The organism is Brevundimonas sp. Bb-A (genome assembly GCF_009394735.1).
GTDB classification, from domain to species: Bacteria; Pseudomonadota; Alphaproteobacteria; order Caulobacterales; family Caulobacteraceae; genus Brevundimonas; species Brevundimonas aurantiaca.
Window position 1 is genome coordinate 1,509,086 of sequence record NZ_CP045456.1, and the last position, 25,338, is coordinate 1,534,423.

The 25,338-nt window shown below is 65.8% G+C and carries 32 protein-coding genes and 1 tRNA gene; 16 read left to right on the top strand and 17 right to left on the bottom strand.

The features are described from left to right. Window positions 1-159 precede the first annotated feature (159 nt). Both BSP_RS07425 and BSP_RS07430 read left to right on the top strand, forming a co-directional pair. A protein-coding gene (locus tag BSP_RS07425) for an IS3 family transposase (RefSeq protein ID WP_152948930.1) occupies window positions 160-1,346 on the top strand; the annotation gives its coding sequence in 2 pieces (ribosomal slippage) (window positions 160-421 and window positions 421-1,346; 1,188 coding nt in all). Window positions 1,347-1,373: 27 nt separating this feature from the next. After that, a complete protein-coding gene (locus tag BSP_RS07430; protein ID WP_152949807.1) occupies window positions 1,374-1,850 on the top strand; it encodes an FkbM family methyltransferase in 477 nt (158 codons plus the stop codon). 3 nt (window positions 1,851-1,853) lie between these two features. Here BSP_RS07430 and BSP_RS07435 read toward each other — a convergent pair whose 3' ends face one another. Genes BSP_RS07435 through BSP_RS07450 form a run of 4 tightly spaced genes read right to left on the bottom strand, consistent with a single transcriptional unit; the run spans window position 1,854 to window position 5,430 of the window. Further along, a complete protein-coding gene (locus tag BSP_RS07435) occupies window positions 1,854-3,482 on the bottom strand; it encodes a hypothetical protein (protein ID WP_152949808.1) in 1,629 nt (542 codons plus the stop codon). Beyond that, complete coding sequence (locus BSP_RS07440) at window positions 3,482-3,874, bottom strand: hypothetical protein (protein WP_152949809.1); 393 nt, start codon at window positions 3,872-3,874, stop codon at window positions 3,482-3,484. The genes BSP_RS07435 and BSP_RS07440 overlap by 1 nt, the downstream gene beginning before the upstream one ends. Before the next feature lie 30 nt (window positions 3,875-3,904). Further along, window positions 3,905-4,147, bottom strand: coding sequence for a hypothetical protein (locus BSP_RS07445; RefSeq protein ID WP_152949810.1), 243 nt, complete (start codon window positions 4,145-4,147; stop codon window positions 3,905-3,907). Then, entirely contained in the window at window positions 4,147-5,430 is a 1,284-nt protein-coding gene (locus BSP_RS07450) for a hypothetical protein (RefSeq protein WP_152949811.1), read from the bottom strand. Before BSP_RS07450 ends, BSP_RS07445 begins: the two co-directional genes overlap by 1 nt. Here BSP_RS07450 and BSP_RS07455 point away from each other — a divergent pair. The 6 genes from BSP_RS07455 to BSP_RS07480 all read left to right on the top strand — a co-directional run bounded on the left by BSP_RS07455 (window position 5,424) and on the right by BSP_RS07480 (window position 8,622). After that, a complete protein-coding gene (locus BSP_RS07455; RefSeq protein ID WP_054765187.1) occupies window positions 5,424-5,795 on the top strand; it encodes a hypothetical protein in 372 nt (123 codons plus the stop codon). The two genes, BSP_RS07450 and BSP_RS07455, sit on opposite strands and share 7 nt — an antisense overlap. Further along, on the top strand, window positions 5,792-5,998 hold the full coding sequence (locus tag BSP_RS07460) for a hypothetical protein (protein ID WP_054765188.1): 207 nt from the start codon (window positions 5,792-5,794) through the stop codon (window positions 5,996-5,998). The genes BSP_RS07455 and BSP_RS07460 overlap by 4 nt, the downstream gene beginning before the upstream one ends. Next, window positions 5,952-7,052 (top strand): site-specific integrase, encoded by a 1,101-nt coding sequence (locus tag BSP_RS07465; RefSeq protein WP_194167014.1) that lies wholly within the window; start codon window positions 5,952-5,954, stop codon window positions 7,050-7,052. Before BSP_RS07460 ends, BSP_RS07465 begins: the two co-directional genes overlap by 47 nt. A gap of 19 nt (window positions 7,053-7,071) precedes the next feature. Continuing rightward, window positions 7,072-7,148: transfer RNA gene (locus tag BSP_RS07470), tRNA-Lys, on the top strand. A 25-nt stretch (window positions 7,149-7,173) separates the two neighbouring features. Then, the gene (locus BSP_RS07475) at window positions 7,174-8,046 is read left to right on the top strand and encodes an ROK family protein (protein ID WP_152949812.1); all 873 of its coding nucleotides are present in this window, start codon (window positions 7,174-7,176) and stop codon (window positions 8,044-8,046) included. A gap of 30 nt (window positions 8,047-8,076) precedes the next feature. Then, complete coding sequence (locus BSP_RS07480) at window positions 8,077-8,622, top strand: hypothetical protein (RefSeq protein ID WP_054765190.1); 546 nt, start codon at window positions 8,077-8,079, stop codon at window positions 8,620-8,622. A gap of 4 nt (window positions 8,623-8,626) precedes the next feature. On the opposite strand, the gene tgt is transcribed toward BSP_RS07480, so the two are convergent. From tgt to BSP_RS07500, 4 genes are all read right to left on the bottom strand, one after another. Then, window positions 8,627-9,742, bottom strand: coding sequence for a tRNA guanosine(34) transglycosylase Tgt (gene tgt, locus BSP_RS07485; RefSeq protein ID WP_054765191.1), 1,116 nt, complete (start codon window positions 9,740-9,742; stop codon window positions 8,627-8,629). After that, the gene (locus BSP_RS07490; protein WP_152949813.1) at window positions 9,743-10,228 is read right to left on the bottom strand and encodes a hypothetical protein; all 486 of its coding nucleotides are present in this window, start codon (window positions 10,226-10,228) and stop codon (window positions 9,743-9,745) included. Window positions 10,229-10,339: 111 nt separating this feature from the next. Beyond that, window positions 10,340-11,425 carry a tRNA preQ1(34) S-adenosylmethionine ribosyltransferase-isomerase QueA gene (gene queA / locus BSP_RS07495; protein WP_054766874.1) on the bottom strand — a complete coding sequence of 362 codons (1,086 nt, stop codon included), beginning with the start codon at window positions 11,423-11,425 and terminating at the stop codon, window positions 10,340-10,342. A gap of 34 nt (window positions 11,426-11,459) precedes the next feature. Next, window positions 11,460-11,954: a DUF305 domain-containing protein gene (locus BSP_RS07500; protein ID WP_054765193.1), complete on the bottom strand. Its 495-nt coding sequence runs from the start codon at window positions 11,952-11,954 to the stop codon at window positions 11,460-11,462. Between the two features lie 102 nt (window positions 11,955-12,056). Between BSP_RS07500 and BSP_RS07505 the strand changes: the two genes are divergently transcribed. From BSP_RS07505 to BSP_RS07520, 4 genes are all read left to right on the top strand, one after another. Further along, window positions 12,057-12,527 (top strand): hypothetical protein, encoded by a 471-nt coding sequence (locus BSP_RS07505; RefSeq protein ID WP_054765194.1) that lies wholly within the window; start codon window positions 12,057-12,059, stop codon window positions 12,525-12,527. 39 nt (window positions 12,528-12,566) lie between these two features. Further along, window positions 12,567-14,240, top strand: a complete 1,674-nt coding sequence (locus BSP_RS07510) for a lysine--tRNA ligase (protein WP_152949814.1) — start codon at window positions 12,567-12,569, stop codon at window positions 14,238-14,240. Between the two features lie 60 nt (window positions 14,241-14,300). Beyond that, on the top strand, window positions 14,301-14,678 hold the full coding sequence (locus BSP_RS07515) for a hypothetical protein (protein ID WP_054765196.1): 378 nt from the start codon (window positions 14,301-14,303) through the stop codon (window positions 14,676-14,678). A gap of 87 nt (window positions 14,679-14,765) precedes the next feature. Further along, the gene (locus BSP_RS07520) at window positions 14,766-15,236 is read left to right on the top strand and encodes an SH3 domain-containing protein (RefSeq protein ID WP_054765197.1); all 471 of its coding nucleotides are present in this window, start codon (window positions 14,766-14,768) and stop codon (window positions 15,234-15,236) included. A gap of 126 nt (window positions 15,237-15,362) precedes the next feature. On the opposite strand, the gene BSP_RS07525 is transcribed toward BSP_RS07520, so the two are convergent. The 5 genes from BSP_RS07525 to BSP_RS07545 form a co-directional block, all read right to left on the bottom strand. After that, entirely contained in the window at window positions 15,363-15,998 is a 636-nt protein-coding gene (locus tag BSP_RS07525; RefSeq protein WP_152949815.1) for a helix-turn-helix transcriptional regulator, read from the bottom strand. 41 nt (window positions 15,999-16,039) lie between these two features. Continuing rightward, window positions 16,040-16,480 (bottom strand): hypothetical protein, encoded by a 441-nt coding sequence (locus BSP_RS07530; RefSeq protein ID WP_224761329.1) that lies wholly within the window; start codon window positions 16,478-16,480, stop codon window positions 16,040-16,042. A gap of 97 nt (window positions 16,481-16,577) precedes the next feature. Next, on the bottom strand, window positions 16,578-16,922 hold the full coding sequence (locus tag BSP_RS07535; protein ID WP_054765200.1) for a hypothetical protein: 345 nt from the start codon (window positions 16,920-16,922) through the stop codon (window positions 16,578-16,580). Between the two features lie 164 nt (window positions 16,923-17,086). Beyond that, window positions 17,087-17,479 (bottom strand): PaaI family thioesterase, encoded by a 393-nt coding sequence (locus BSP_RS07540; RefSeq protein WP_152949817.1) that lies wholly within the window; start codon window positions 17,477-17,479, stop codon window positions 17,087-17,089. Next, entirely contained in the window at window positions 17,476-17,940 is a 465-nt protein-coding gene (locus tag BSP_RS07545) for a PaaI family thioesterase (protein WP_152949818.1), read from the bottom strand. Before BSP_RS07545 ends, BSP_RS07540 begins: the two co-directional genes overlap by 4 nt. 79 nt (window positions 17,941-18,019) lie before the next feature. Between BSP_RS07545 and BSP_RS07550 the strand changes: the two genes are divergently transcribed. After that, on the top strand, window positions 18,020-19,051 hold the full coding sequence (locus BSP_RS07550) for a ligase-associated DNA damage response exonuclease (protein ID WP_054765203.1): 1,032 nt from the start codon (window positions 18,020-18,022) through the stop codon (window positions 19,049-19,051). Between the two features lie 4 nt (window positions 19,052-19,055). Here BSP_RS07550 and BSP_RS07555 read toward each other — a convergent pair whose 3' ends face one another. Beyond that, entirely contained in the window at window positions 19,056-20,687 is a 1,632-nt protein-coding gene (locus BSP_RS07555; protein ID WP_054765204.1) for a response regulator, read from the bottom strand. A 233-nt stretch (window positions 20,688-20,920) separates the two neighbouring features. Here BSP_RS07555 and queC point away from each other — a divergent pair, with 233 nt between their 5' ends. Genes queC through BSP_RS07570 form a run of 3 tightly spaced genes read left to right on the top strand, consistent with a single transcriptional unit; the run spans window position 20,921 to window position 22,640 of the window. Next, window positions 20,921-21,640, top strand: a complete 720-nt coding sequence (gene queC / locus BSP_RS07560) for a 7-cyano-7-deazaguanine synthase QueC (RefSeq protein WP_152949819.1) — start codon at window positions 20,921-20,923, stop codon at window positions 21,638-21,640. Then, the gene (queE, locus tag BSP_RS07565; protein WP_152951090.1) at window positions 21,637-22,272 is read left to right on the top strand and encodes a 7-carboxy-7-deazaguanine synthase; all 636 of its coding nucleotides are present in this window, start codon (window positions 21,637-21,639) and stop codon (window positions 22,270-22,272) included. Before queC ends, queE begins: the two co-directional genes overlap by 4 nt. Then, complete coding sequence (locus BSP_RS07570) at window positions 22,272-22,640, top strand: 6-carboxytetrahydropterin synthase (protein ID WP_152949820.1); 369 nt, start codon at window positions 22,272-22,274, stop codon at window positions 22,638-22,640. Before queE ends, BSP_RS07570 begins: the two co-directional genes overlap by 1 nt. Here BSP_RS07570 and BSP_RS07575 read toward each other — a convergent pair. The 3 genes from BSP_RS07575 to BSP_RS07585 form a co-directional block, all read right to left on the bottom strand. Further along, the gene (locus BSP_RS07575; protein WP_152949821.1) at window positions 22,635-23,723 is read right to left on the bottom strand and encodes a M48 family metallopeptidase; all 1,089 of its coding nucleotides are present in this window, start codon (window positions 23,721-23,723) and stop codon (window positions 22,635-22,637) included. The two genes, BSP_RS07570 and BSP_RS07575, sit on opposite strands and share 6 nt — an antisense overlap. Window position 23,724: 1 nt before the next feature. Continuing rightward, the gene (locus BSP_RS07580) at window positions 23,725-24,888 is read right to left on the bottom strand and encodes a YjgN family protein (RefSeq protein ID WP_194167015.1); all 1,164 of its coding nucleotides are present in this window, start codon (window positions 24,886-24,888) and stop codon (window positions 23,725-23,727) included. A gap of 140 nt (window positions 24,889-25,028) precedes the next feature. After that, window positions 25,029-25,304 (bottom strand): hypothetical protein, encoded by a 276-nt coding sequence (locus BSP_RS07585; RefSeq protein ID WP_152949823.1) that lies wholly within the window; start codon window positions 25,302-25,304, stop codon window positions 25,029-25,031. Window positions 25,305-25,338 lie beyond the last annotated feature (34 nt).

A 25,338-nucleotide genomic window follows, 5' to 3' on the forward strand; every position in this document is an offset into this window, starting at 1 on the left:
GCCAAGAGCGCAGGCGACGAACAACAGCACTTCCAAGGCGAAGCCCTCCCGGTGAGGCGAGGCTCACCATCTGAACGGTGAAGATGAATGCTGAGTGACGTGCCCCTGAGAATTTCCTCCACGCGGAGCTAGAGTCCGGCCCTTGAAAGGACGGACGGAATGAAACGAGCGAGATTCACGGAAGAGCAGATCATCGGGATCCTGCGGGAGAACGAGGCCGGTGCCAAAGCGGGCGAGTTGGCGCGCAAGCACGGCGTGTCGGAGGGCACGATCTACGCCTGGAAAGCCAAGTTCGGCGGGATGAGCGTGTCGGACGCCCAGCGCCTGCGCGCCCTGGAAGATGAGAACGGAAAGCTGAAGCGCCTGCTGGCCGACGCCATGCTCGACAAGGCGGCGCTGAACGATCTGCTCTCAAAAAAGTGGTAGGGCCCGCGGCGATGCGCCAAGCCGTCGCCCATGTGAAGGCGACGTTCGGCGTCAGCGAGCGGCGGGCCTGCTCCATCATCAAGGCCGACCGCAAATCGGTGCGCTATCGCTCTTGCCGCCCGCCAGACACGGCGCTGCGGGAGCGGCTGCGCGCCCTGGCTGTCGAGCGGCGACGGTTCGGCTATCGCCGGCTGTTCGTGCTGCTGCGACGTGAAGGCGAGCCTTCGGGCAAGAACCGGATCTACCGGCTCTACCGCGAGGAAGGTCTGACGGTGCGCAAGCGCCGCTCCCGTCGTCGAGCCATCGGCACGCGGGCGCCGATCCTGATCGAGGCAAGGCCGAACGCCCGCTGGTCGCTGGACTTTGTGCACGACCAGTTCGCCACGGGCCGCCGCTTCCGCATTCTCAACGTGGTCGACGACGTCACCCGCGAGTGCCTGGCGGCGATCCCCGACACCTCGATCTCGGGACGCCGCGTCGCGCGCGAGCTGACAGCGCTGATCGCTCGACGGGGCCGTCCCGCCATGATCGTCAGCGACAACGGCACGGAATTCACGTCCACGGCCATCCTGGCCTGGGCGCAGGATCATGGCGTCGACTGGCACTACATCGCGCCCGGCAAGCCGACCCAGAACGGGTTTGTGGAATCCTTCAACGGCCGGATGCGCGACGAACTGCTCAACGAGAGCCTGTTCTTTAGTCTGGATCACGCCCGCCAGAAGGTCGCTGCCTGGGCGCTGGACTACAATACCCGCCGGCCGCACTCGTCGATCGGCTACCTCACCCCGGAGGCCTTTGCCGCCAGTCTGACCGCAACAGGCCGACCCGCTGCGCAGGATGAAAGCTGCGCGGCTCGGCCTGTTGCTCACCCCACGCTACGAGGCGTAACTAACCCAAGGACTCTGGTCGCCGCTGGATGAAAACTCAGGGGCACGTCAAACGCCACCATGAACGGGGCCGACAACATCACCATTTTTCCCGTCTCGGCTTCAGACCGAACCGGGATGGCGACGTTCCATCGAAGCCAGCACAGCAACAAGACCCTGCGCGAAATCGCAATCACGCCTGATACGATCAGTCAAATCGATGTGGTCTTTTCAACGACGCTAGACGCCTTAGTCGAGGAGGCGGACGTCATAAAGATCGACATCGAAGGGCGAGAGTTCGCCGCCCTCAAAGGCGCCAGCCGTTTGATCAGCCAACGCCCTGTTGTGTTCCTGGAGTTCTCGCCGGTCTTCATGCGCCATGGTTGCGATGTGGACGCAGAGACGTTCTGGACCCTCTTTTCAGACTATCAGATCACGATCCTCCACCGGGACATGAGCCAGGAAACGACGACCACTGATCGGTTAATGCAGGTCTGGGCCGACTATATGAGCCGAAACGTCACCCATGTGGATCTGATGCTGACGCCGACGGCATAGTGATCAGAGATCGCCGCCCCATGCCTGCCAACTGAACTCAAATCCAAGCCCAGGATTGGCGTCCACCACAATCTTGAACGTGGTCGAGGTCACGTCGTCAATCCACCATTTGGTCGTCGATCCCCAGCCCGTATGGGGGGTGACGAAAATGTCTTTGTCCTGCGGCGTGAACGACAGGCCGTGCGTCACCGTGACAGAAGTCGTGCCATTGGCGACCGTCGCCTTTCCTCGATTATAGCCGACAAGGCCGGGGCAGTTGATGAACCGAACGCCGGACGCGGAGGCGTCGATATAGACCTTCGACACTACGACTTGGCTTCCGATGTCAGTCCCATTGACGACGAGATCACGGGCGTTCGGGCCGGCATACACCTGATATTCAGGCGTCGTGTTCCATCGCATACCCTGACCGTCAATCTGTCCGTTGTTGATACGGACGCGCCCGGCGGTGTTGACGACGACTGACGACGCCGAAACCGTCTTGGTGATGCCCCAACCTGACGGAACTGTGCCGTTGTTCCCTAGGAACGCAGGGTCGGAAATGAAGATGTTCTTCCCGGCCTGAAGGTCAACGGCTTCAAAGACGTTGTTGTGGAATGTCGGGGCGCTGAGATAGATTCCGTCGATATCGCCCGTACCCTCGACCTTGATCCCTTTGTGTCCTGTGGCGCTCCACTCCTGGGCAAAGAACAGACCTCGGATATAACGAGACGCCTGATTGTTGATGATGTGAATGCCGGGACCGCTGTTCGTGCTGTCCCAATAGTTGGAAACGGACAGAAGCCACTCAATCGACCGAGCCGACGACGCTTCGATTTTCAAGCCCCCGGAATGAATGAAGTCGTTGCCGATGAAAATGGCGCCCTCAGTCTGAAGCCAAATTGCTCCATCCGTAGGCGAGACGTAAGAGCCTGAGTACCAAGCGCCGTCCGTGTCGCCAAAGCAGCCGAGAACGCGCGGACCAACACCGTCCTCAAGGTGGAGGTGCGCGGTCACATTGTTGCGGGCTCGGCACCGGTCATAGACGTTCATGTAGCCGGACGAAGCGGGCTGATGGATGCCCTTGTCGAGGAGTTCAAACGCCACGTCCCGGACAGCATTCAAGCTACCGGAGTTGCGAATCCCGACCTGGCCTGAAGTGCGGTTGCCGAAGAAGCGCCCTCCTTGCCAAACCGCTCCAACGGCTGTCATCGCAATGCCCGCTATAGCGCCGACGACGCCGAACGAGGCTTGGGTGATGATGGTTATGCGCTTGCTGAGCGTGACCGCGGAGTTGAGAAAAACATCTGCCCCGGCAATGGGAACGAGCTGGAGAACGTCACCATCGCTCGCGGCGTCAAAAGCCGCCTGAAGAACGGAAGAAACGTTCGTGCCTCCGGGGAGGTAGATGGCTCGTGCAGCTTGGATTGCGCTCCTGAAGGCGCCCGTATCTGTAATGTTCTCGCCGTCGATGTCGGCCTTGTTGGCGGTAGCCGCCACGGCCTCATCTCTCGCCTCGTCAGCGTCTGCACTGGCGGCCTGGGCTAGGATCGCGGCTGTCTGCGCCTCAGCAAGCATGGTCGCGATAGTTTCGGGACCGGAGAAACGGACGACAGCGCGGCCGTCAACGACCTTCACAATAGCTTGGGCCATTATCGGGTGACTCCTGCATGAATGATGAGATCGCCCTCGAACCAGCGGGTCTCGATGATGCCGCCGCCTGTGATGTGGAGGTCATAGACAAGGCGGGCGTCATCGCCGGGCTTGCCTGCGTTCAGCAGCAAGTCCTGGATGGTGGTCTTGTTGATGCGGATTTGGACGGTCGAGACGGTGACGCCTTCGACGGTCGCAACCGACACAGACAGCCCCTCGGCGTTCGACGCAGCGTTTGCTAGATCGATCAGAGGATCGCCGGGCGCATCTCGATAGAGGCGCACCTGCATGGCCATGGTGGCGCCGGTGAAGTCGAGCCCTTCGAAGTCGATCGGATAGACGAACGGCGTCCATCGCTGGACCGTGAGGTCCAGGCGGCCTGGTGTGATCATGCTAGGATTCCTCGGAAGTGAGGGGCGGCTCTAGGCCAATTCAACTCGGGTCAGGATTTCGCCTTCGCCGGCTATTGTTCGTTCGTCGTTCACGCCCGGCTTGCGGGTCGTGACGCCATCGACGACTTCGATTTTGGTTTCGTCGATCATCAAGGCTGAAGCGCCCGTCATCAGGACTTGACCAGGTTTGAGGTACAGGCGCGCCGTGTCCTGGTCACAGTCCACGCTCATGACGATGCGCCCGGTCGCTTCTTCTACGATGCGGAAGATCATCAGGTATTCGTCCTCTGCTCAGTGATCGACATGAACCGGCTGCGCGTGTTCTGGGCCGTCATGTTGCTGGCCGTGGACCACATCTCGACGTAGTAGCGGTACGATCCGGCCGATGGAGTGTCCTCAAGGTCGATCGGCCATTTCGCCGTGATTCCATCGGCCGTATCGCCGGGGGCGGCCATGTTCTCTTGAAGGATCTGGATGTCGCCAACGCCAGAAACCGTCTGACGTCTGACCTCAGTGTAGAGCGTGAATGATCCAGACGGCTCATGACGCCAATCGACCAGGGCGTTGAAGCGAAGGACCAGCTTAGACCCGGATGAGGTGTATATCAGTTCGGCAACTCGGACCCGCGTCGTTCCCGATCCCTCGACATTCGCGGCGACGTAGGAAGAGGCGCTGGGAACGACCGTGTTCTTGATGACGTGGATACTACCGTTCACTGAGTCGGGCGTGGGCGGCGTCGTGAGTTCGCCGGCCGTGACTGGGCTCAAAACCAACGGATCGGAGAAGTTGTTGCCCCGCCGATAGGTGACTGAGACCTCGTACTGCGTTCCTGGGGTGATGGCCCCGCCGATCTCACGCTTGATCGTGTTGGGGTCGTCTTGACCGACCGGAGTCCATTCGGCTCCCACACCATAGGGCCGATAGGCGAAGACGACGGCCTCGGCAGTAGGGTTCTCGACCGATCCCGTGACTAAGAGGATCGGAACCTGTGTGCCGCTTTCCGTCAGGGTCGATGCGGCAAGCGTCCAGTCGCCCGGCTGAGGAGGGGTGACGTAGCGAGGGTCAACCGGCTCCAGCACTTGCGGTTCGGGCGGGGTCGGGTCTTGCCCCAGGGCAAACGGATATTTGGCGTCCGTCTCACAGACGAACGATACCCGCACCACGCCTGTCGCCGGATCATAGTCGGTGTTCAGGCACAGGCATTTCAGCCCGTTCAGCACGAAGCCCGGCTCCGTGATGGTGAAGGCGTCGCCCGGCCGGATGCGTTGCAGATGCGGCTTCAGCGGAATGACGCCTGCGATCCCCTCCCGCGTATGGGCGGAGACGCAGAAGTGAGCGTCACTCCAGACATGCAAGCCCTTTGGGGCAAGCTGAACGAGAACGATCGGCGGCTTGCTGATGAGCTCCAGTCTCTCCCGCTGGACGCCACCCCTGAAATGGTCGAGGCCGGACAGGCTCAAAAGGCCGTAGACGACAGTCCTGGGATGATCTGGCTTGTGATGGCGCAGGCGTTTCTCAAATCGGCCGCCGACGCAATGAGAGATGCGAAATGACAAACCATATTGTTGACGACAACAAAAAGGTCATCGACCTAGACGCGCTGGAGAAGCTGGCGGATTTCGATTTGCCGGTGTCTATCACCGGCATTGGCGGAAACTGCCCCGTACAGGGCTATGGAACAATTGCTGGCGAGCCCTTCTACTTCCGAGCACGGGGCGAGCATTGGAGCATTGAGATAGGCGGCGGATTCGTACTTGAAGACCCAGCCAAGGGTATTCCGCGCGATGGCTTCTACATGGAAGAGGAATGGGACGACGGGCCCTATGGCGCCGGATGGATGGAAGAGGACGAGGCCCGAGCGCTGATCTACCGAGCCGCCCGCGCCTTCCTCGCCCGCAATGGGAAGGGAGAGGGGGGATGACGCAGAAGCCATCCGTCAGCAAGACGATCCGCAGCCTGAAAAAGCTGGGCCTGACGATCACCGGCGTTGAAATGGCGCCCGATGGCGGGTTCCGGGTCTTGACCTCCAACGACAACACGGGCGCAGATGCGTCAGAACAAGCCTGGGACAGGTATCGTGCGCGCAAGGCTGACCGGACTTCACAAGGCGACGAAGCGGCTTAGCGGAGGCCGCGTCGCCATCTACGCCTATGCCTTCAGGGGCGGCCCCCTGGTCGCCCGCGTTGAAGCCGGAAGCCTTGTCGCAGCCAATCGCCTCATGGAGCTGGAGCTGGGTCGAAGCGGTACGGCCGCGAAGATCGAAGAGGCCCGCGCCCCGATCCGCAGGACTGACGACAAACGCTTCGTCAAGGGCCTGATCTACGCCTTCAAGGCCTCCCCAGAATGGGCGAAGATAAGCCGAAGCAGTCAGGTCGAGTACACCCGATACCTCAAGGCGTTCGATGCCGAGTTCGGGGATCTGCCCGTCAACGCCTTTGCAAGCGAGCGGGCCAAGACCGAACTTCTGGAGTGGCGCGACCAATGGGCCGACCGCCCCCGCGCCGCCGACTACGCCATTCAGACCGTTGGGCGCTTGTTCAAATGGGCGCGGGGTCGAGGGCTCGCCAGCGCCAGGCCGACCGATGATGTTGAGCGCCTTCACGAAGCTGACCGATCGGACGCGATCTGGTCTGACGAAGACATAGCTGCCATTGTCTCCAAGGCATCCAGGGAAGTCGGCTGGGCCGTCCAGTTGGCGGCAGAGACCGGCCTTCGGATGGGCGACCTGCTGGAGCTTCCACGATCCGCGCTCACGGCCCAGGCCATCGTCTGGAAGACCAGCAAGCGCAAGCGGCAGGTCGTCGTGCCGCTGACGCTGAGCGCCAAGGCGCTGATCAAGGCCATGCCCGTGCGGGCTCTCACGGTGCTGACCAATAGCCGGGGAGAGCCTTGGACCCCCAGCGGGTTCAAGACGATGTTTGCGAAGGCCAAGGCGGAAGCTGGAATCACCGGACTGCGCTTCCACGACCTCCGGGGGACAGCCGCGACCCGCCTATTCATATCCGGCTCCCCGAAGCGCGATATTGCGACGATCATGGGATGGTCGGAGTCCGCCGTTGACGCCCTTCTAACGAAATATGTGTCGAGCGACGCGGTCGCCCTTGACCTCTTGTCGAGAATGAACCAGAAACCCGCTCCACAAACCGATGACAAACCGACTATACAGTCGGTGTCTTAAGTCGTTGTTTGTGTTGGCTGCGTCCTTAGCTCAGTTGGTTAGAGCATCTGACTTTTAATCAGAGGGTCCTCGGTTCGAGCCCGAGAGGACGTACCATTTCTCCCTTCGGAGGAGCCTCCCCATGTCCCAGCCCGTCTTCTTCGCCGTCGAAACCGGCGGGACCAAGATCGTGTGGCGGGTCGAGGATGCGGCCGGCGCGGTGCTGGATCAGGGACGGTTTGCGACTGGCGCGCCCGAGGCGGCGGTCGAGGCCCTGATCGCCGCGACGGGCGACAGGGCGGTCTCGGGGCTGGGCGTGGCCAGTTTTGGCCCCCTGGTCGTCGATCCGGCCTCGCAGGACCGCGGCCTGATGCTGGCGACGCCCAAGCCGGGCTGGACCGGGTTCAATCTGGCGAAGACCCTGGCGGAGCGGCTGAACACCCCTTTCGTCGTGGACACCGACGTCAACGCCGCCGCCGTCGCGGAGGCGCGACTGGGCGCGGGGCGCGGGGCGCGGGCTGTGGCCTATGTCACCGTCGGCAGCGGGATCGGCGGCGGGCTGTGTGTGGACGGCCAGACCCTGAAAGGCGCACTCCATCCCGAGATCGGCCATCTGTTCGTCCAGCGCCTCTCGGGCGATGCCCAGGTCAGCGCCTGCCCTTTTCATGCTGACTGTGTGGAGGGGCTGGCGGCGGGACCGGCGGTGCAGGTGCGGCTGGCGGGGCGTCGGCTGGAAGAAGTGGATGCGGTGCGGGCCGTGGTCACGGACTATCTGGGCCAGATGATCGCCGGCTTGGTTTTCGCCTGGGCGCCCGACCGGATCGTCATGGGCGGCGGCGTGATGTCGACGCCCGGCCTGATCGCCGAGGTCGAGGCGGCGGCGCGGCGCTGGGTCAACGGCTATGGCGCGGCGCTCGTGATGGGAGAGGGCGGCTATCTGGTTGCGGCCGAGCGCGGACACGCCGGGCTGGATGGGGCCATGCTGATGGCGCGGGAATCCATCCAGGGGTTTTGATCGGAGCGGCATCCGTGGTCTAAGGGCCGCATGAAGCTGATCCAGTGGCCTGTCCTCGCCGCCCTTCTCGTGCTGGCCGGCTGCAACGCCGGTCGTTCCGCCATGAGCGGGGCCGAGCAGGTGGGCGCGGGGCTGGGAGACGCGGTCACCGCGCCGCTGGAGGACTTCAATCTGCGTCGCCAGCTGATTCCGACGGTCCTCTTGCAGGCCGAGGCCAATCCCTATGATCTGCGCAATCTGAACCAGTGCACCACCATCGGCGCCGAGGTGGCGCGGCTGGACGAGGCCCTGGGGCCCGACACGGACGAGCCGCCGCGCCAGGACGGTTCCTATCGCAGCGAACAGGCGGCCGATGCGGCGGCCAAGGCGACGCTGGACGCCATTCGCGGCACGACGACCGACTTTATTCCGGGCCGCAGCTGGATTCGTCGACTGAGCGGGGCGGAACAGCACAGCCGCCATGTGCAGTCGGCCATACAGGCGGGGCGGATGCGGCGCGCCTTTCTGAAGGGGATCGGCATGCAGAGGAACTGCGCCCCGCCGGCGGCGCCGAGCTGGTTCCGCCCGAGACGGTAGGAGCTTATCCGTTCGACACGTGCCGCGCGTGGAAGTCGCGGCGGAAGGCTTCGAAGCGGCCTTCGGCGATGGCGGCGCGCATGGCGGCGGTCAGAGCCTGGTAGAAGGCGATATTGTGCCAGCTGAGCAGGACCTTGCCGAGGATTTCGTCGGCGCGGATCAGGTGGTGCAGATAGGCCTTTGAATAGGCGGAGGAGGCCGGGCAGGGGATGGAGGGATCCAGCGGATCCTGGTCCTCGGCGAAGCGGGCGTTCTTCAGGTTCAACGGGCCGTCCCAGGTCCAGGCCTGGCCGTGGCGGCCGGCGCGGGTGGGCAGGACGCAGTCGAACATGTCCACGCCGCGATATACGGCCTCGACCAGATCGATGGGCTTGCCGACCCCCATCAGATAGCGGGGGCGGTCGGCGGGCAGGAATTCGGGGGCGTAGTCCAGCACCTCGCACATGGCCTGGTGGCCCTCGCCCACAGCCAAGCCGCCGATGGCGTAGCCGTCGAAGCCGATGTCCTGAAGCTGTTCGGACGACTGGCGGCGCAGATCCTCAAAGGTCGAGCCCTGCTGGATGCCGAAAAGGGCCTGGTTTTCGCGCTCGCCGAACCGGGCCTTGGAGCGGGCGCCCCAGCGGATCGACAGCTCCATGGCCTTTCGCGCCGCGTCCTTCTCGGCCGGATAGGCGACGCACTGGTCCAACTGCATCGAAATGTCGGCGCCGATACGGTCGGACTGGATCTCGATCGAGCGTTCGGGGGTCAGGACGTGTTTGGAGCCGTCGATGTGGGAGGAGAAGGTTACGGCCTCCTCCTTGACCTTCGATATGCCGGCCAGGGACATGACCTGGAAACCGCCGCTGTCGGTCAGGATCGGCCTGTCCCAACCCATGAATCTGTGGAGGCCGCCCAGACGTTCCATCCGCTCCGGGCCGGGGCGCAGCATCAGGTGATAGGTGTTGCCCAGGATGATGTCGGCGCCGGTCGCCTTGACCTGGTCCACCGTCAGGGCCTTGACCGTGGCGGCGGTGCCCACCGGCATGAAGGCGGGGGTGCGGATCTCGCCGCGGGCGGTTTTCAGCACGCCGGTGCGCGCGCGGCCTTCGACGGCCGCAATGTCAAAAGGAAAGGGCATTCAGGCGATCAGTCGTTCAAGCTGTTCGACGCGCGCCAAATCCTTGGGACGGCCGAAAAGGCGGTACAGGGCGATGTGGTCCCGGATATCGGGGACAAACAGGGGGGTGTCGTCGATAAACACCGGCCGGCGCGACCCGAACTGGACGTCCGCCCAGTCGCCGCCGTCGCGCACCTCCAGCCCGGCCATGACCTCGATCAGGATCGACTGATCATGCGCGCGGCCGAAGACGGCGGAGCGGAACAGACCCTCGCCGGGGTCGGGCACGATCTGGCCGCCCAAGGCGGCAAGCAGGGCGCGGGCGTCGCGCGGGGCGCACAGGACGTCGATGTCCGGCACATGGATGTCGGTCAGGCCGTAAAGCGCCATCGCCGCCCCGCCGAAAATCCACCAGGGCTGGTCCAGGTCGCGCGCGGCCTCTCCGACGGCGATCAGGCCGTCGCGGAGCTCTTGCGGCAGATCAAGCTCGGCGTCGTCAGGCGTCACGGAAGTCTCTTTCGTCAGAGGACGGCATTTAAGGGTTCGCGCGCCGGAAGGCCACAGGACAAGCGGTTCGATCCGCCTCAGCAGAAGGTTCGCGCCGGCGGCGTGGGGTTTTCAGGCCCGGAACAGCAAGGAGCCGTCGCCGTAGGAGTAGAAGCGGTAGCCGTTGTCGACGGCGTGGGCGTAGGCGGCCTTCATCGTCTCCGGACCGGCGAAGGCGCTGACCAGCATGAAGAGGGTCGATTTGGGCAGGTGGAAGTTGGTCATCAGCACGTCCACGGCGCGGAAACGGTAGCCGGGGGTGATGAAGATGGCGGTGTCGCCGTGGAAGGGGCGGATTTCGCCGGTCTCGGTCGCAGCGGATTCCAGCAGGCGCAGCGAGGTGGTGCCGACGCAGACGATGCGGCCGCCGGCGGCGTGGACGGCGTTCAGGGCGGCGGCGGTCTCGGGCGAGACCTCGCCCCATTCGCTGTGCATCCGGTGTTCAGCGACATCCTCGACCTTGACCGGCAGGAAGGTGCCGGCGCCGACGTGCAGGGTGACGGCGTGGGTCGAGACGCCCCGGGCGCGGATCGCGTCGAGCAGGGCGGGGGTGAAGTGCAGGCCCGCCGTGGGGGCGGCGACCGAGCCGTCGTGTTCGGCGAAGACGGTCTGATAGTCCGAGCGGTCGCGGTCGTCCTCGGGCCGTTTGGCGGCGATATAGGGGGGCAGGGGCATGACGCCGACGGCGCGGATCGCGTCGTCCAGGGCCGGGCCGGACAGGTCGAACTTCAGGGTGATCAGGCCGTCGTCGCCCTTGGCCGTGACCGTGGCGTCGAGACGGCCCAGGTCACAGGCGGCGTCGGCTCCCTGTCCGAAGCGAATGCGGTCGCCCGGCTTGATCCGCTTGCCGGGCTTCATGAAGGCGGACCAGACGTCGGGGGCGTCGCGATGGTGAAGCGTGGCCTCGACGGCGACGGTCAGGGTCTCTCCCTCGGGGCCGGGACGGGTGCGGACGCCGGACAGGCGGGCGGGGATGACGCGGGTGTCGTTGAAGACCAGGGCGTCGCCCGGCTGAAGAAAGTCGGGCAGGTCGCGGATGATCCGGTCGTCCAGGGCGCCGTCCTTCACCACCAGCAGGCGGGCGGAATCGCGTGGATCGGCGGGCCGCAGGGCGATGCGGTCCTCGGGCAGGTCGAAGTCGAAATCGGCGGTCTTCATCAGGCGGCGCACAGGCCACGCCGGGGGCGGGGGGTCAAGGGGCGGGAGAGCGGGCCGGCAGGTCAGGCGCGTCGCGGGGCGGGGGATTCCGGGACAGATCGGCGACCAGATCGTTCATCTCATCGATCTCGCGCACCTGGGCCTCGATGATCTCGTCCGCCAGTTCGCGGACGCGAGGATCGCGGATATGGGCGCGTTCGCTGGTCATGATGGCGATGGAGTGGTGCGGGATCATGGCCTTCATATAGGCGACATCGCCGACGGTGGCCTGGCTGCGGACCAGCCACAGGGAGCCGGCGAAGACGACGACGGCGCCGGCGAGGATCATCTGTTTGATCCGCGGCCTTTCGTACATCGACCACATGAAGCCCATCATGATGGCGGCCATGACCGCCCCCATCAGCAGGGCCATGTAGAGCCGCGTCTCGCTGAAACGGACGTGGTCGATCTGATAGGTGTTCAGATACATCAGGCCGTACATGACGAGGGTGGAGACCCCGATCATGGCGGCGAAGCGGCGATAGCTCACGGGAACCTCATGGGCGGCCTCGGCGGGTGTCCCTGAGGAGGAATGCGGTCGAGGCGGGAATGATCCGGCTGAACCTTCCGATCCGGCGCGTGTTCAGCGGAGATGAAAGCCCTCGCCCTTGTCCCCTCCGTCCTCATCGGCGCCGTCGCCAGCGCCCGGTCCATGACGCCCATGGCGGCCATAGCCGGGGCCCGGCTGGCGCACCGGAAGACGCCGGGGCGGTTGCTGCTGCTGGATCATCCGCTGTTCAAGTTCGGCGGTCTGGCCATGGGCGCAGGCGAGCTGTTCGGCGACAAGATGAAGTCGGCGCCGGACCGGACGGTCTTTCTGGGCCTGCTGGCGCGGGTGATGAGCGCGGGGATCGCGGGCTCGGCCCTGGCTCCGCGCGGGCGTGAGAAGCTGGGCGCGGCGCTTGCGGTGGGGACGGCGGTTCCGCTGGCCTATCTGGGGCTGGCCGGGCGGAAAAAGGCGATGAAGCGGATCGGGCAGACGAAGAGCGGTCTGATCGAGGATGCGATCATCGTGGCGACCGGGGCGGCGGTGGTGGCGATGGCGACCGGCCGACGGCGTTGAGCCGTTGACCCGGGGGGCGGGACAAGTCAAACCGCCGCCATGCTTCAGAACCTCGAAACCCTCGCCCGCGAGGCCAAGTCCTGGCCGTTCGAACAAGCCCGTAATCTGCTGGCCCATGTGCTGAAGAAACGGCTGGGCGAGAGCGAGCGGGCCGAGGCGCGGGCGCTGATCGACGCGGGCAAGGCCGACGAGGCCCTGGCGAAGTTCGAGGCCCTGCAGAAGCCGGTGCTGCTGGAGACCGGATACGGGCCCTCGGGCCTGCCGCACATGGGCACCTTCGGCGAGGTGGCGCGGACCACCATGGTGCGCAACGCTTTCCGCGCCCTGACCGGCGACCACTGGGCCACGCGGCTGGTCGCGTTTTCGGACGATATGGACGGCCTCAGGAAGGTGCCGGAAGGGGTGCCGAACCCCGAGATGCTGCGCGAGGACCTGAACCTGTCGCTGACGCGGGTGCGCGATCCGTTCGGCACGCACGACAGTTTCGGGGCGCACAACAACGCGCGGCTGCGGGCGTTCCTGGACTCGTTCGGCTTCGACTATGAGTTCATGAGCTCGACCGAGACCTACAGGTCCGGCGCCTTCGACGCGACGCTTCTGACCCTGCTGGAGCGGTTCGACGCGGTCATGGCCATCATGCTGCCGACCCTGGGCGAAGAGCGGCGGGCGACCTATTCGCCCTTCCTGCCGGTCAGCCCGATCACGGGCCATGTGCTGCAGGTCCCGACGCTTGAGCGGAACGTCGAAAAGGGGACCATCGTCTTCGACGATCCGGCGGGCGGGCGCACCGAGCTGCCGGTCACGGGCGGCCATGTGAAGCTGCAGTGGAAGCCGGACTGGGCCATGCGCTGGACCGCCCTGGACGTCGATTACGAGATGTCGGGCAAGGATCTGATCGAGAGCGTGCGCGAGAGCGGCAAGATCTGTCGCGCCCTGGGCGGGACGCCGCCGGAAGGCTTCAACTACGAGCTCTTCCTGGACATCGAGGGCAAGAAGATTTCGAAGTCCAAGGGCAACGGCCTGACGATGGAGGAATGGCTGCGCTACGGCACGCCGGAGAGCCTGAGCTGGTACATGTTCCAGTCGCCGAAGTCGGCCAAGAGCCTGCACTTCAACGTCATTCCGCGCGCCATCGACGACTATCTGGCCTTCATCGAAAGCTACAAGACCCAGGAGCCGGCCAAGCGGATCGACAATGCGGTCTGGTCGATCCATGCGGGCGATCCGCCGACCCATACCTCGCCGGTGTCCTTCGCCCTGCTGCTGAACCTGGTGGGGGTGGCGAACGCCTCGACCAAGGCGCAGCTGTGGGCCTATTTCGCCAAATATCTGCCCGAGGCCACGCCGGAGAACCAGCCGCTTCTGGACCGGCTGATGGACCATGCGCTGAACTACTACGAGGACTTCGTGAAGCCCTCGAAGTCGTATCGCCTGCCGGACGACAAGGAGAAGGCGGCGCTGGAGGACCTGGCGGAGCGGCTGAAGGCCCTGCCGGCGGACACGACCGACGGCGAGCTGATCCAGAACGAGGTCTATGCAGCAGGCAAGGCGCATGAGTTCGAGCCGCTCCGAGCCTGGTTTGGGGCGCTGTACGAAGTGCTGCTGGGCGCCAGCCAGGGACCGCGTTTCGGCTCCTTTGCGGCCATCTACGGCCTGCCGCAGACGATCGACCTGATCAAAAAGGGCGCGCGCGGCGAACTGGCGCAGGCTTGACGCAAGGTAATATTTCTTAACCGCGAAGGGCTTGTATGGCGACGTGGCCGGGGAGGCGACGTGCAGTACGAGATCGACGAACAGGCGCGGATCTTGTGGATGGACCTGGTTTCGGCCGGGTCCGCAGACAAGGTGCTGACGGCGACATTGGCGCTGATCAAGGCGCGGCCGGAGCTGTGCAGCTGGGACTGGATCGTCGAATGCCAGCCCCTGCCCGACGATGCGACGGTGGACCATCTGTCGAAACTGGCCCAGGCCTGGGGCGCACCGCCCACGGTCGAGGCGCTGACCGTTTTCGTCACTCAGGACCGGCTGCTGCACCTGTGGGCCCGGGTGATGGACTTCCAATTTCTGCGCCGCAAACACTTGGTCGAGCGTGACGTCGAGGCCGCGCGGCGGTTGATCGAACGCCGACGCGCCGAGCGTCCCTTAAGATGAACGGAAAATAACGGCGAAGCTCCGGGAGCCTTCAGGTTCAGCTCGGCATTCTCCCCTCATCGGCAAACCCGATGACAGGAGATGAATATGTCGAGCAAGTTTCTGAAGACGGGTCTGGCCACGGCTGCGGCTCTGGCCGCCCTGGTGACCGCAGCCCCCATGGCCGCCCAGGCCCAGGCCAATGGCGTGACCAACTGCGACGCCCCCGGCGGTCGCCAGCGCGCGGGCGCCCTGATCGGCGCAGTCGTCGGCGGGGTGGTCGGCTCGAACCTGGCGCGTAACGAGCGCACGGCCGGGACCATCGTCGGCGCCGGCGCCGGCGCGGCGGCCGGCTCCTATATCGGCTGCAACCAGCAGCGCGCCCGCGTCGCAGCCGAGGCCAACGCCAACACCTATCGCGCCGGAACCACTCTGCGGATCCGCAGCGGCCCCGGCACCGGCTTCCGTCAGTCGGGCAGCCTGGCGGCCGGCCAGCCCTTCACCGCCGTCGCTCGCCAGGGCGACTGGATCCAGATCGCCGGCGGCGGCTGGGTGAACGCCAACTATGTGACCCGCTGAGGTCGCGCCCCGAAAGACCGCGCCAGCGGGGTCGTTCCTCCCCCCGTCGATCCCGCTGGAACGGTCGCCAAGCTCGCGGTTCGCCGTTTGAGCCCAGACCCCGTCCGGTTCGCCGGGCGGGGTCTTTTATTGGCTGACCCAGAGGATGCGGGCCATCCATTCGATGTCGCGCCGGGGCACCACCCGCGGCGGATAGTCGGGATTGATCGAGGACAGGGTGGCGCTGCGGGCGTTCAGCGCCGTCAGCTCCTTGGCCACCACCTCGCCCGAGGTCAGACGCGCCACGACCCGGTCGCCGCGCCGCACGGCTGGGTCGCCCCGGTCGACGATCACCCGGTCGCCCTCGCGGTACAGGGGCGCCATGGAATCCCCGCTGATCGTCAGACTGAAGGTGGTGGGACTGACGCGCGGCAGTTCGGTCTGGTCCCAGCCCTCGCCGGTCGGCAGGCCCGCCTCGTCGAAGAAGCCGTCCAGGCCCGCGCGGGCCAGGCCGAGCAGGGGCACGGTCGACGGGGTGGCGGGCGCGTCGTCGGCCAAGGCGGCGAAGTCGGCGAGGGATACGCCGGCCGCCTGAAGAACCAGGGTCAGGCTCTCGGTCGAGGGCCAGCGGGGCCGCGGCGGATCCCCGGCGCTGAACCGCTTGGACGGATTGAAACTGGTGGCGTCCAGCCCGGCCCGCCGCGCCAACCCCGACGGCGACAAGCCCTCGCGCCGCGCCAGGGCGTCGACGGCCTTCCATAGTTTGGCGTGGGACAGAGGCATGGCGTTCCCGACAATGAGTCGGCCCAGCCTAGAGTGAGAGCTTAGGAATTTCTACCTAGCTGATGCTCGGTCGCCGCCTTCCGTTCCTGCCAGGCCCAGAAGGTGCCGACGGTGATGGAGATGATGATGAGGTAGCCGTTCAGGTTCATGATGGTGAACAGCGCGCTGACCGGCGTCCGGCCGTTCATCAGCAGGATGAGGTGGCACAGGACTGTGAGAAGTTGGATGGCTCCGGCCCATACGGGCCAAGCGCGGTTTGATCTCAAAGCGAGAACGGCAAACACGGCCAGCAGGATCAGGTCGATGAAGAAGACGCCCTGGGGAGCCTGATCGGCGCGGGGCGATTCCTGTTGGACGACAAGCGAAGCAAACCACGCCATCAGGTATGCGCTGGCGCCCGCCTTTTCAGTATTTCCGCCCTTAAGCAGCGCAAAAAGCGCCATCGTAACCATGAAAACGGCGCCTATGACGGCGTACATCATGTTTACCATAATTGTCGCCCCCAAGCGTTTTACGCGAAGGGGGCGACTTTAGGCGATGTTAGGTTAAGTGATAATGAGGCCTAACCTTAACTTAATTTCATGCAACCGAGCGGAGATGATTGCGCGTGTCCTTGGGGTCAAGCCAGTCGTCGGGCTTGCCAATCGGGCCGGCGGCGTAGGTTCCGAAGCCGAGGCGGCGATGGTCCTTCTGCAACTCGCCGTGGCACGCCACGATGGACTCCCGCGCGGCGGCGAGGGCGGCGATGGTTTCCATGGCCTTGGCTTGCGAGGCCGTGGCGGCGACCGGCGACAGCGAGAGGTCGGCGCGCGCGCTGATGAAGGATTGAACCAGCGTCGTCGCTTGAGCGATGGCGGCGTCGATAGCGTGTTCCGTGGCGTGCAGATCAGCAGCCACGCCGGCGATGACTTCAGTACGGTCCATTGGGAAGCCCCTCAAACAAGGTTTACAATGGATGAATCCTAACACGGCTTAACCGCTTCTGGTAGTATGTTGTTAACCTAATCGATCATTGTTGAGCGGGGAGGCGTTCTGGTGCGCATGCGTAGTGCAGCCTTCCTCAGCTCAAGCAAAAGTCTTTGAAAAGGCTAGGATTCCTCCAGAAGGAAGTGCGCGGTCAGGGAGGCGATGGGGCGGCTCCGGCTTTCCTGCCACGCCTCAGCCTGGACGTGAGCGATCCGCCGGCCGGCGCGGCTGATCTCGGCCCTGGCGAAGACGTCGACCGGACGGCCGGTCCTGAGATAGGCGACGGTGACGTTGATCGGCCGCGGCAGGCGCGAACTCGGAAACGCCAGGGCGATCTGTGCCATGGCCGTCATTTCCAACAGGGCGGCGGTTGAGCCGCCGTGCAGGGCCGGCAGCATCGGATTGCCGATCAACTGATCTGCAAAGGGCATGACCACCGTGACCTCGTCGCCGTTCATCTGGGTCTGGAGGTTCAGAAAGCGGGCGTAGGGAAGCCGATCCAGAAGCTCGCTCATGCGCCGACGTCTCCTGCGGGCGCCGGCTTGGCGCTGCGCGAGCGGTTCAGCACATAGGCCGACTGAGCCGCCGCAACCGGATCGGCGGGATCGTCCTCGAACGCCCAGCCGCGCACGAAGGCGATCGTGGGGGTTAAACGATAGCAGCTGGCTTGGGCCAAAAGGTCCACGCCCGGCCGGGCCGCGCGCATATAGTCCACCCGCAGGTCCAGGGTGGCGATCGGGTGGAAGGCGTCCATGGCGGTCCAGACGGCCAGGCCGCCGATATGGTCCAAGAGGGTCATCACCAGCCCCCCGGCCAGCACCCCCGTGTCAGGATCGCCGACCAGGTCGGGCCGCCAGGGAACCCGAATGCGCGGCGCGCCGTCATGAAGCCCGTCGAAGATGAAGCCCAGAGCGCCCGTGTGGGCGGCGCCCGCCGCGAGTTGTGGCAGGATGGCGTCGACGAAACTGTCGTGCATGCGAAAGGGCGTCCGTGGAGTCGGTGACAGTCTTCTGTATGACGGGGCGACCCGACGGCGTCGAGAGCGTTACGCCCCCATGATCCGACCCGAAGATCTGCTGCATCCGACGCCGGCCGGCCTCTATTGCCCGCCCGGCGACTTCTACGTCGATCCGGTGCGCCCCGTGGATCGGGCCGTGATCACCCATGGCCATTCCGATCATGCGCGGGCGGGGCACGGCGCCGTGCTGGCCACGCGCCAGACCCTGGCCATCATGGCCGAGCGCTACGGCGACGCCTTTACGGCGCGGGAGCAGGCGGTCGAATACGCAGAGAGGGCCGCGATCAACGGGGTCGAGCTGCGGCTGTTTCCGGCAGGCCATGTCCTGGGATCCGCCCAGGTCGAGGTGCGCTGGAAGGGTCTGACCATGGTCGTGTCGGGCGATTACAAGCGGCGGCGCGATCCGACCTGTCCGGCGTTCGAACCCGTGCCTTGTCACGTCTTCATCTCTGAGGCGACTTTCGGCCTGCCTGTATTCCGCCATCCGCCGGCGCAGGATGAGATCGGTCGGCTGGTTCGGTCGCTGGCGCAGTTTCCTGACCGAGCCCATCTGGTCGGCGCCTACGCCTTGGGAAAGGCCCAGAGGATCATACGCACGCTGCGTGAGGCGGGCTGGGACCGACCCATCTATGTGCACGGCGCCATGGAGCGGCTGAACGCGCTCTATGAGCGCGAGGGCGTCGATCTGGGGCCGATCCTGCCGACGCGCGATCTCCCAAAGGGGGCGCTGGGAGGCGAGGTGGTGGTCGCGCCGCCGTCGGCCGTGCAGGATCGCTGGTCCCGGCGGTTCGCCGATCCGGTCGTGGCCTTCGCCTCGGGCTGGATGGGAGTAAGGGCGCGCGCCCGGCAGAAGGGGGTGGAGCTGCCCCTGGTCATCTCCGACCATGCCGACTGGGAGGAACTGGTCACGACCTTCGAGGAGCTGAAACCCAACGAGGTCTGGATCACCCATGGCCGGGAGGAGGGGCTTCTGCGCTGGGCCGAACTGAACGGCCAGAAGGCGCGCGCGCTGCGCCTGGTCGGCTATGACGAGGAGGATGAAGAGACGCTGGAGGTCCGGCCGGACTGAGCGATCAGCGCCGCGCCCGGCGAGGGGCCGGCGCCGACGTCTGCGTCTCGTCCTCGCCCTTGTTCTCGACGAGGGCCGCGTTCATCGCCATGCGCAGGCGCTCGGGCTTGATCGGCTTTTCCACCACGGCGGCCATGCCGACGGACAGATAGTGTTTGGCGTCTTCGGGATCGGCGTTGGCCGTCAGGGCGACGATGGGGGTGCGTCCCACCTCGCCGCCCAGGGCGCGGATGGCCTGGGTCGCCTGGACCCCGTCCATGCGCGGCATTTTGATGTCCATCAGGATCAGATCATAGCGACCTTCCTGAACCGCCTGGACCGCCTCCAGCCCGTCCTCCGCCAGTTCGGAACTGCAGCCGAACATTTCGCACAAGGCCTGGGCCACGACGCGGTTGGTGGCGTTGTCATCGACGATCAGCACGTGGGGCGCGGACTTCAGATCGAGTTCTGGCAGGCTCGAGACATTGGAGGCGGGCTCGACGACCGCTGCGGCGCGGCGCGCGGTGATGTCGAAGGCGAAGGTTGCGCCCCGACCCTTGTTGTTCTCGGCCCAGATCCGACCGCCCATACGCTCGATGACCTGGCGGCAGATGGACAGGCCCAGTCCGGCGCCGTCCGGGCCCGAGCCGTGGACGAAGGGTTCGAAGATGGAATCCACACGGTCGGCGTCGACGCCGGGGCCGTCGTCGCGAACCCGGGCCTCCATCCGCACCTGGTCGCCGTCGACCCAGGCCTTCAGCCCGGCCTCGACCACCCCATTGCGCGCGAATTTCAGCGCATTGCCGATCAGATTGTTGAACACCTGCTTCAGGCGGACTCCGTCGATGACGGCGGCCAGCTCCGTGTCGCCTTCGTAGCCGACCAGCAGGGTCACGCCGTCCTGGGAGGCGCGCGGCTCCCATAGGGATTGGACGTCGTCCATCACGGCCCGCAGCGGGGTGGCGACGGGGGTCAACTCCAGCTCTCCCGCCTCGGCCTTGGCCAGGTCGACGGCGTCCTGAAGGATGCGCAGCAGGTTTTCGGACGATTCGACGATGGTCTGCACATGGGCCTGGGCCGTCGTGCTCAAGGGCTGGCGGCGCAGCAGTTCGGCGACGGCCAAGACGCCGTTCATCGGGGTGCGAAGCTCATGGCTCATGATGGCCAGGAACTGGCTCTTGGCGCGAGCGGCGATGAGGGCCTGGGCGCGCGTGTCGTTGAGGGCTGCAGCTTGGTTGGCCAGCTCCGCCTCGTGGCGCCGCTGGCGGTCGGTCGCGCTGCGGAGCAGGGTCGCAGCCGTGCCCACGCCGTGATAGCGGCCGTTCTTGGTGACGATGAAGCCGCGCAGCAGGGCGGCGGGACCGCCCCTCAGCAGGATTTCACTGAAGGCGTCGATTTCAGCGTCGCCTTCCACCACCGCCGGCTCGGGGTCCATGGCGAAGGTGATCGGGCGCAGATCGTAGAGGGCGTGGCCGAAGCGGCCGGCGATCTTCTGTATGAAGGTGGTGCGTTCCACCAGGCCCAGGGGGCGGTCGTTCTCTACGACAGGTATGACCAAAGTGTCCGGTTCGCGCTCGAACCGGGCGAAAACCTCGCAGCCGAGCGTGGACGGACCTACCGGCTCGGGTTGTTCTGAAAGGGTCTCAATCGTCGGCATACTGCCTGGAACTCCTTACTCGCCTCCCATATGCACCAGTAGCGCTTGCCGATTAGTTAAGCCGGATCAGAAAGTTTCGGCCTGTACCCTCGGTGTCATCTCAGGGGCGGGCGCCGGCTGTTTCAGGATTTTGCGCCGGGGGCGGGTCTGGTGTAGAAGGCCCGCCCGACCCCATCTGAGGTCCTCATCCCTTTGTGCATGCGCGCGGCCGACCGGCCGACCGCAGATTCGTCATGAGCGTCATCCTGGAAAAGTCTACGACATCGGCCCTGGTTCTCTTCTCCGGCGGGCAGGACAGCGCCACCTGTCTGGCCTGGGCGCTGGAGCGGTTCGGGCGGGTGGAGACGGTCGGCTTCGACTATGGCCAGCGTCACGTCGTGGAGATGAAGGCGCGCCAGGCGGTGCGTGCGGGGATGAAGACGGCCCTGCCGCAATGGGCCGACCGGCTGGGCGACGACCATGTGGTGGACCTGACCGGATACGGCCGGATCGCCGAAAGCGCCCTGACGGCCGACCGCAAGATCGAGATGGATGCGCGCGGCCTGCCGACCACTTTTGTCCCTGGGCGCAACTTGATCTTCCTCGTGGCGGCTGCGGCCCTGGCGGATCGGCGCGGGCTGGAGGTGCTGGTCGGCGGCATGTGCGAGACTGACTATTCCGGCTATCCCGACTGTCGCCACGAGACCATGGAGGCCATGGCGCGGGCCCTGTCGCTGGGGCTGGACAAGCCGGTGGTGATCGAGACCCCGCTGATGTGGCTGACCAAGGCCCAGACCTGGGACCTGGCCGAGCGGATTGGGGGCGAAACCCTGGTCGAGCTGATCATTGAGGACAGCCACACCTGCTATCAGGGCGATCGGACGCATCGCCACGCCTGGGGCTATGGCTGCGGCCAATGTCCGGCCTGCGAGCTGCGCGCGGCGGGGCATGCGGAATGGGTCGCTTCGAAGTGACCTATTCGGCCAAGGAAGTCTTTCTGACGGTGCAGGGCGAGGGCGGACAGGCGGGGCGGCCGGCGGTCTTTCTGCGCTTCGCCGGCTGCAATCTGTGGAGCGGGCGCGAACAGGATCGGGCGAGCGCCGTCTGCACCTTCTGCGATACGGATTTTGTCGGCGTGGACGGGGACGGCGGGGGCAAGTTCGCGACGGCGGACCGGCTGGCCGATCATGTCGCGGCGATGTGGCGGGGCCGGGACGGCGATCCGAAACTGGTGGTCTGCACCGGCGGAGAACCCCTGCTGCAGCTGGATGCGCCGCTGATTGCGGCCCTTCACGCACGCGGTTTCGAGATCGCCATCGAGTCCAACGGCACCCTGGCGGCGCCCGACGGGATCGACTGGATCTGCGTCAGCCCAAAGGCGGACGCAGACGTGATCCAGATCAAGGGCCAGGAGCTGAAGCTGGTCTATCCCCAGCCCAAGGCCCTGCCGGAGCGGTTCGAACACCTGGCGTTCGAACGATTCTGGCTCCAGCCCATGGACGGCCCCGACCAGGCGGAGAACACCGCCGCCGCCATCGAATACTGCCTGACCCATCCCCAGTGGCGCCTGAGCGTCCAGACCCACAAGTACATCGGCGTCCGCTAATGCCCGTCTTCGAAATCACCAAACAGGCGACCTTCGACGCCGCCCACCACTTCCCCAACGAACCCGAGGGCAGCATCTATCGCCGCGTCCACGGCCATTCCTTCACGGTCGAGGCGACGATCCGCTCCGAGACCCTGGACGCCGAGCACAACTGGGTCGCGGACCTGGGCGCGCTGGATCGGGCGCTGAGGGCGGCGGCGGAGAAGCTGGACCACGGCATGTTGAACGAGCATGAGGGGCTGGAACTGCCCAGCCTGGAGAACCTGTGCCTGTGGTTCGCCAAGACCCTGAAGCCGGACTGGCCGGGGCTTTGCCGGGTTCAGGTAGCGCGGCCGACGATCAACGAGCGGTGTGTGCTGAGCCTATAGGCCCAGATTGCGGCGGATCACGCGAAGCGTCGGATCCTTGGCCTTGCAGGCCGATTTGACCTTACGCCAGTCCTCCGCGGACAGGGCGGGGGCGCCGGGGCGTTCGGCGGCGCGAGCCTCGCGGGCGCGACGGCCGGAGGCCGGGTGGGTGGCGGCGAACTCGGCCGCCTCGGCCAGCTTCTGATCCTCCATCTTCGACAGGCGGTCGAAGAAGGCGGCCATGCCCTTCGAGCTGAAACCGGCTTCGTGCAGCAGGGCGCGGCCCCGTTCATCGGCTTCGTGTTCGGCCGCGCGACCGTAGCTGAGGTCGGTCGCCTGACCGGCCAGGATCACCGCCTGCTGGCCCGCGCCGGAGCCGCCGCCGACCACGGCGTCGAGGATCAGGCCGAACCCGAGATTGCGCCACACCGCCTGCATGACGTGGCGTTTTTCGACATGGGCGATCTCGTGGGCGACCACGGCCGCGACCTCGTCGGGGGTGTCGGCCGCGCGGATCAGGTCGTCGGTGACGACGATGGAGCCGCCGGGCAGGGCGAAGGCGTTGATCATCGGCGCCTGGACGGCGCGGATGCGGATGTCGAACACGGTGTCGGCGTTGGAGGCCAGCCGTTCGGTCATGGCCTGGAGCGCGGCCTGACCCTCCTCGCCGTCACAGCGCGGGAAGAGGGCGTTCATCTGCAGGTCGAAGTTTCGACCCATGTTGCCCTCGTATTCGACCGGCGTCGCCCGGGCGAGCGGACCCGACAGGGCCGGTACGCCGATGAAGACGAAGCCGGTCACGGCCGCCGCCACGACGGCGAGGGCCACGGCCAGGCGTCGCTCGCGCGAGCGGTCGCGGCGGGCGGTCTGTTTGGCCAGCAGACCCCCCGCCAGGGTCCAGTCGGATCGGGACACGACCAGCCGGGCGTCCGGTTCGGCGCTGTGCGACAGGCGGGCCTCGTTCGCCTCGAACGCCACCGACAGGCCCCTCGACGGCCAGCGACGTTCCTTCTCCTCCGTCGATATGGTCACGACCTCTGCATCGACGGAGACGACGGCCGGATGGGACCGGGCGCTCTTGCCGTCGTAGAAGCGGCCGTCCACCTCAGATCGCCGAGAAGCCGAAGGCGTCGGCCAGGCCTTCGCCCGATCCAGGGCCGCGGCCGGTCTGGTGCGCCAGCCCGACCTTGGCCTTGCCGTCCGATTTCAGCCGCGTGATGAGAAAACGCGCCGTCCGCGCCTGGGCCCAAGGCATCAGGAAGCCCAGGGTGACGATGATCAGGAAAAGGTTGCTGAGCATCAGCCACCACAGGGGCAGGGCGTTCACCTTCAGGGTGAAGCCGGCCTTGTCCATCGTCACCCCGCGAGCGATCGCGCGCAGCTTGGCGGCGTGGTAGGGGGCCCAGATCAGCATGAAGATCGGCGCCAGCAGGGCCATGAGGCCGTAGATCCCGAGAATGAACACGACGTCGGGCGGTCCGGCGGTTCCCGGTTCGGGCAGCAGACCGGCGTGACTGAAGGCGGCGAACGCCACGCCGACGATTATAATCAGCACGATATAGCCGACGGCGGTGCCGAGCCAGCCGATGGCGAATGGACCGTACAGGCTCTCGCCTTCGGATCGGCCCATCTGGAAGGCGATCTTGCGGTCGCCGAAACGCATTCCGCCCCAAACCGAGCCGGCCAGCTTGCGTTCGGCCGCCGGCCAGAACCAGCCGAAGGTGATGCTGGTGAGCAGAAGATAGCCCAGGAAGCGTAGGCCGTAATTGGCGCCGGAACCCGTCAGTCGGAAGCGTATGCCGCGCCAGGTCGTTCGGCTGGCCATATAGCGAAAAGCGCTGAAGACGCCGAAGCCCCAGAGCCAATACAGAAACGCATAGAAGGGCAGGATGAGGAGGGCGGCCAGCTCCGGTCGCAGGAACTGGACGCCGAAGACCACCAGCAACAAGGGCGCGCCCAGGACGACCAGGGCCAGCAGGAAGCCGACGAACAGTTCGACCCCGCGCCCGGTGTATTCGAAGGCCTCGTCGTTCAGCCGCACGCCGCGCCAGACGCGGCGACGCACCTCGGTCTTGCCCCAGAACCGCCAGAGGGTCAGGGTCACGAGGTTCAGCAGCCCGTTCTTCAGGCTGAGGCCCAGGAATTTCGACGGCTGGAGCGTGGTGGTGAACACCAGACTCTCGGCGCCTTCGTCGGGATCTGAAATCGGGCCCAGGGCGTCGGTAAGCGGGCGCGCCGGCGTCGGCGCGTCATCGGTACTGTCGGTCAACGGTATTCCCCTCGTGTCCCCGATCTATGAATATCGGGATAAGGCGCTCACGTGCAATCTAATAAATCGAGGGGTGTGGAACGGCGCGGCTATCGCTGTAGGCGACTGTGGTCGCAGGGTCTCCGAAACCCGTCGAGACCTCAGCAGCTTTTGCCCTGCCTCTGGCGCTGTTCGCAGCGGCGTTGCTCGCGTTCGTAGTCGCGCTGTTCGCGTTCGCGGCGGGCGCGGGTTTCTTCGTCCGAGGTGGTGACGGCGTCGAAGCCGGCGCCGACGACCGCGCCCCCGGCCTTGGCCGCGCCGCCCACGACGGCGGCGGTTCCGCCGACCACGGCGCCGGCGACGCAGCCCTGGAGCAGAAGGGCGCCGCCCAGCAGGAGGGGCAGGGCGGCGGCGCGCAGAGGACGGCGGTCGGTCATGGGGCGAATCTCTCGTGAGATGTGGAGACTACAG

What these genes read in the sequence shown, in the direction of transcription:
- BSP_RS07435 (WP_152949808.1), bottom strand. Translation starts at nt 3,482, where the DNA reads ATGGCCCAAGCTATTGTGAAGGTCGTTGACGGCCGCGCTGTCGTCCGT.
- queA (WP_054766874.1), bottom strand. Translation starts at nt 11,425, where the DNA reads ATGAAGACCGCCGATTTCGACTTCGACCTGCCCGAGGACCGCATCGCC.
- BSP_RS07440 (WP_152949809.1), bottom strand. Translation starts at nt 3,874, where the DNA reads ATGATCACACCAGGCCGCCTGGACCTCACGGTCCAGCGATGGACGCCG.
- BSP_RS07525 (WP_152949815.1), bottom strand. Translation starts at nt 15,998, where the DNA reads ATGCCTCTGTCCCACGCCAAACTATGGAAGGCCGTCGACGCCCTGGCG.
- BSP_RS07430 (WP_152949807.1), top strand. Translation starts at nt 1,374, where the DNA reads ATGAACGGGGCCGACAACATCACCATTTTTCCCGTCTCGGCTTCAGAC.
- BSP_RS07505 (WP_054765194.1), top strand. Translation starts at nt 12,057, where the DNA reads ATGAAAGCCCTCGCCCTTGTCCCCTCCGTCCTCATCGGCGCCGTCGCC.
- BSP_RS07550 (WP_054765203.1), top strand. Translation starts at nt 18,020, where the DNA reads ATGATCCGACCCGAAGATCTGCTGCATCCGACGCCGGCCGGCCTCTAT.
- BSP_RS07545 (WP_152949818.1), bottom strand. Translation starts at nt 17,940, where the DNA reads ATGCACGACAGTTTCGTCGACGCCATCCTGCCACAACTCGCGGCGGGC.
- BSP_RS07445 (WP_152949810.1), bottom strand. Translation starts at nt 4,147, where the DNA reads ATGATCTTCCGCATCGTAGAAGAAGCGACCGGGCGCATCGTCATGAGC.
- BSP_RS07535 (WP_054765200.1), bottom strand. Translation starts at nt 16,922, where the DNA reads ATGGACCGTACTGAAGTCATCGCCGGCGTGGCTGCTGATCTGCACGCC.
- queC (WP_152949819.1), top strand. Translation starts at nt 20,921, where the DNA reads ATGAGCGTCATCCTGGAAAAGTCTACGACATCGGCCCTGGTTCTCTTC.
- tgt (WP_054765191.1), bottom strand. Translation starts at nt 9,742, where the DNA reads ATGCCCTTTCCTTTTGACATTGCGGCCGTCGAAGGCCGCGCGCGCACC.
- BSP_RS07585 (WP_152949823.1), bottom strand. Translation starts at nt 25,304, where the DNA reads ATGACCGACCGCCGTCCTCTGCGCGCCGCCGCCCTGCCCCTCCTGCTG.
- BSP_RS07555 (WP_054765204.1), bottom strand. Translation starts at nt 20,687, where the DNA reads ATGCCGACGATTGAGACCCTTTCAGAACAACCCGAGCCGGTAGGTCCG.
- BSP_RS07455 (WP_054765187.1), top strand. Translation starts at nt 5,424, where the DNA reads ATGACAAACCATATTGTTGACGACAACAAAAAGGTCATCGACCTAGAC.
- BSP_RS07480 (WP_054765190.1), top strand. Translation starts at nt 8,077, where the DNA reads ATGAAGCTGATCCAGTGGCCTGTCCTCGCCGCCCTTCTCGTGCTGGCC.
- BSP_RS07460 (WP_054765188.1), top strand. Translation starts at nt 5,792, where the DNA reads ATGACGCAGAAGCCATCCGTCAGCAAGACGATCCGCAGCCTGAAAAAG.
- BSP_RS07540 (WP_152949817.1), bottom strand. Translation starts at nt 17,479, where the DNA reads ATGAGCGAGCTTCTGGATCGGCTTCCCTACGCCCGCTTTCTGAACCTC.
- BSP_RS07510 (WP_152949814.1), top strand. Translation starts at nt 12,567, where the DNA reads ATGCTTCAGAACCTCGAAACCCTCGCCCGCGAGGCCAAGTCCTGGCCG.
- BSP_RS07530 (WP_224761329.1), bottom strand. Translation starts at nt 16,480, where the DNA reads ATGATGTACGCCGTCATAGGCGCCGTTTTCATGGTTACGATGGCGCTT.
- BSP_RS07570 (WP_152949820.1), top strand. Translation starts at nt 22,272, where the DNA reads ATGCCCGTCTTCGAAATCACCAAACAGGCGACCTTCGACGCCGCCCAC.
- BSP_RS07520 (WP_054765197.1), top strand. Translation starts at nt 14,766, where the DNA reads ATGTCGAGCAAGTTTCTGAAGACGGGTCTGGCCACGGCTGCGGCTCTG.
- BSP_RS07475 (WP_152949812.1), top strand. Translation starts at nt 7,174, where the DNA reads ATGTCCCAGCCCGTCTTCTTCGCCGTCGAAACCGGCGGGACCAAGATC.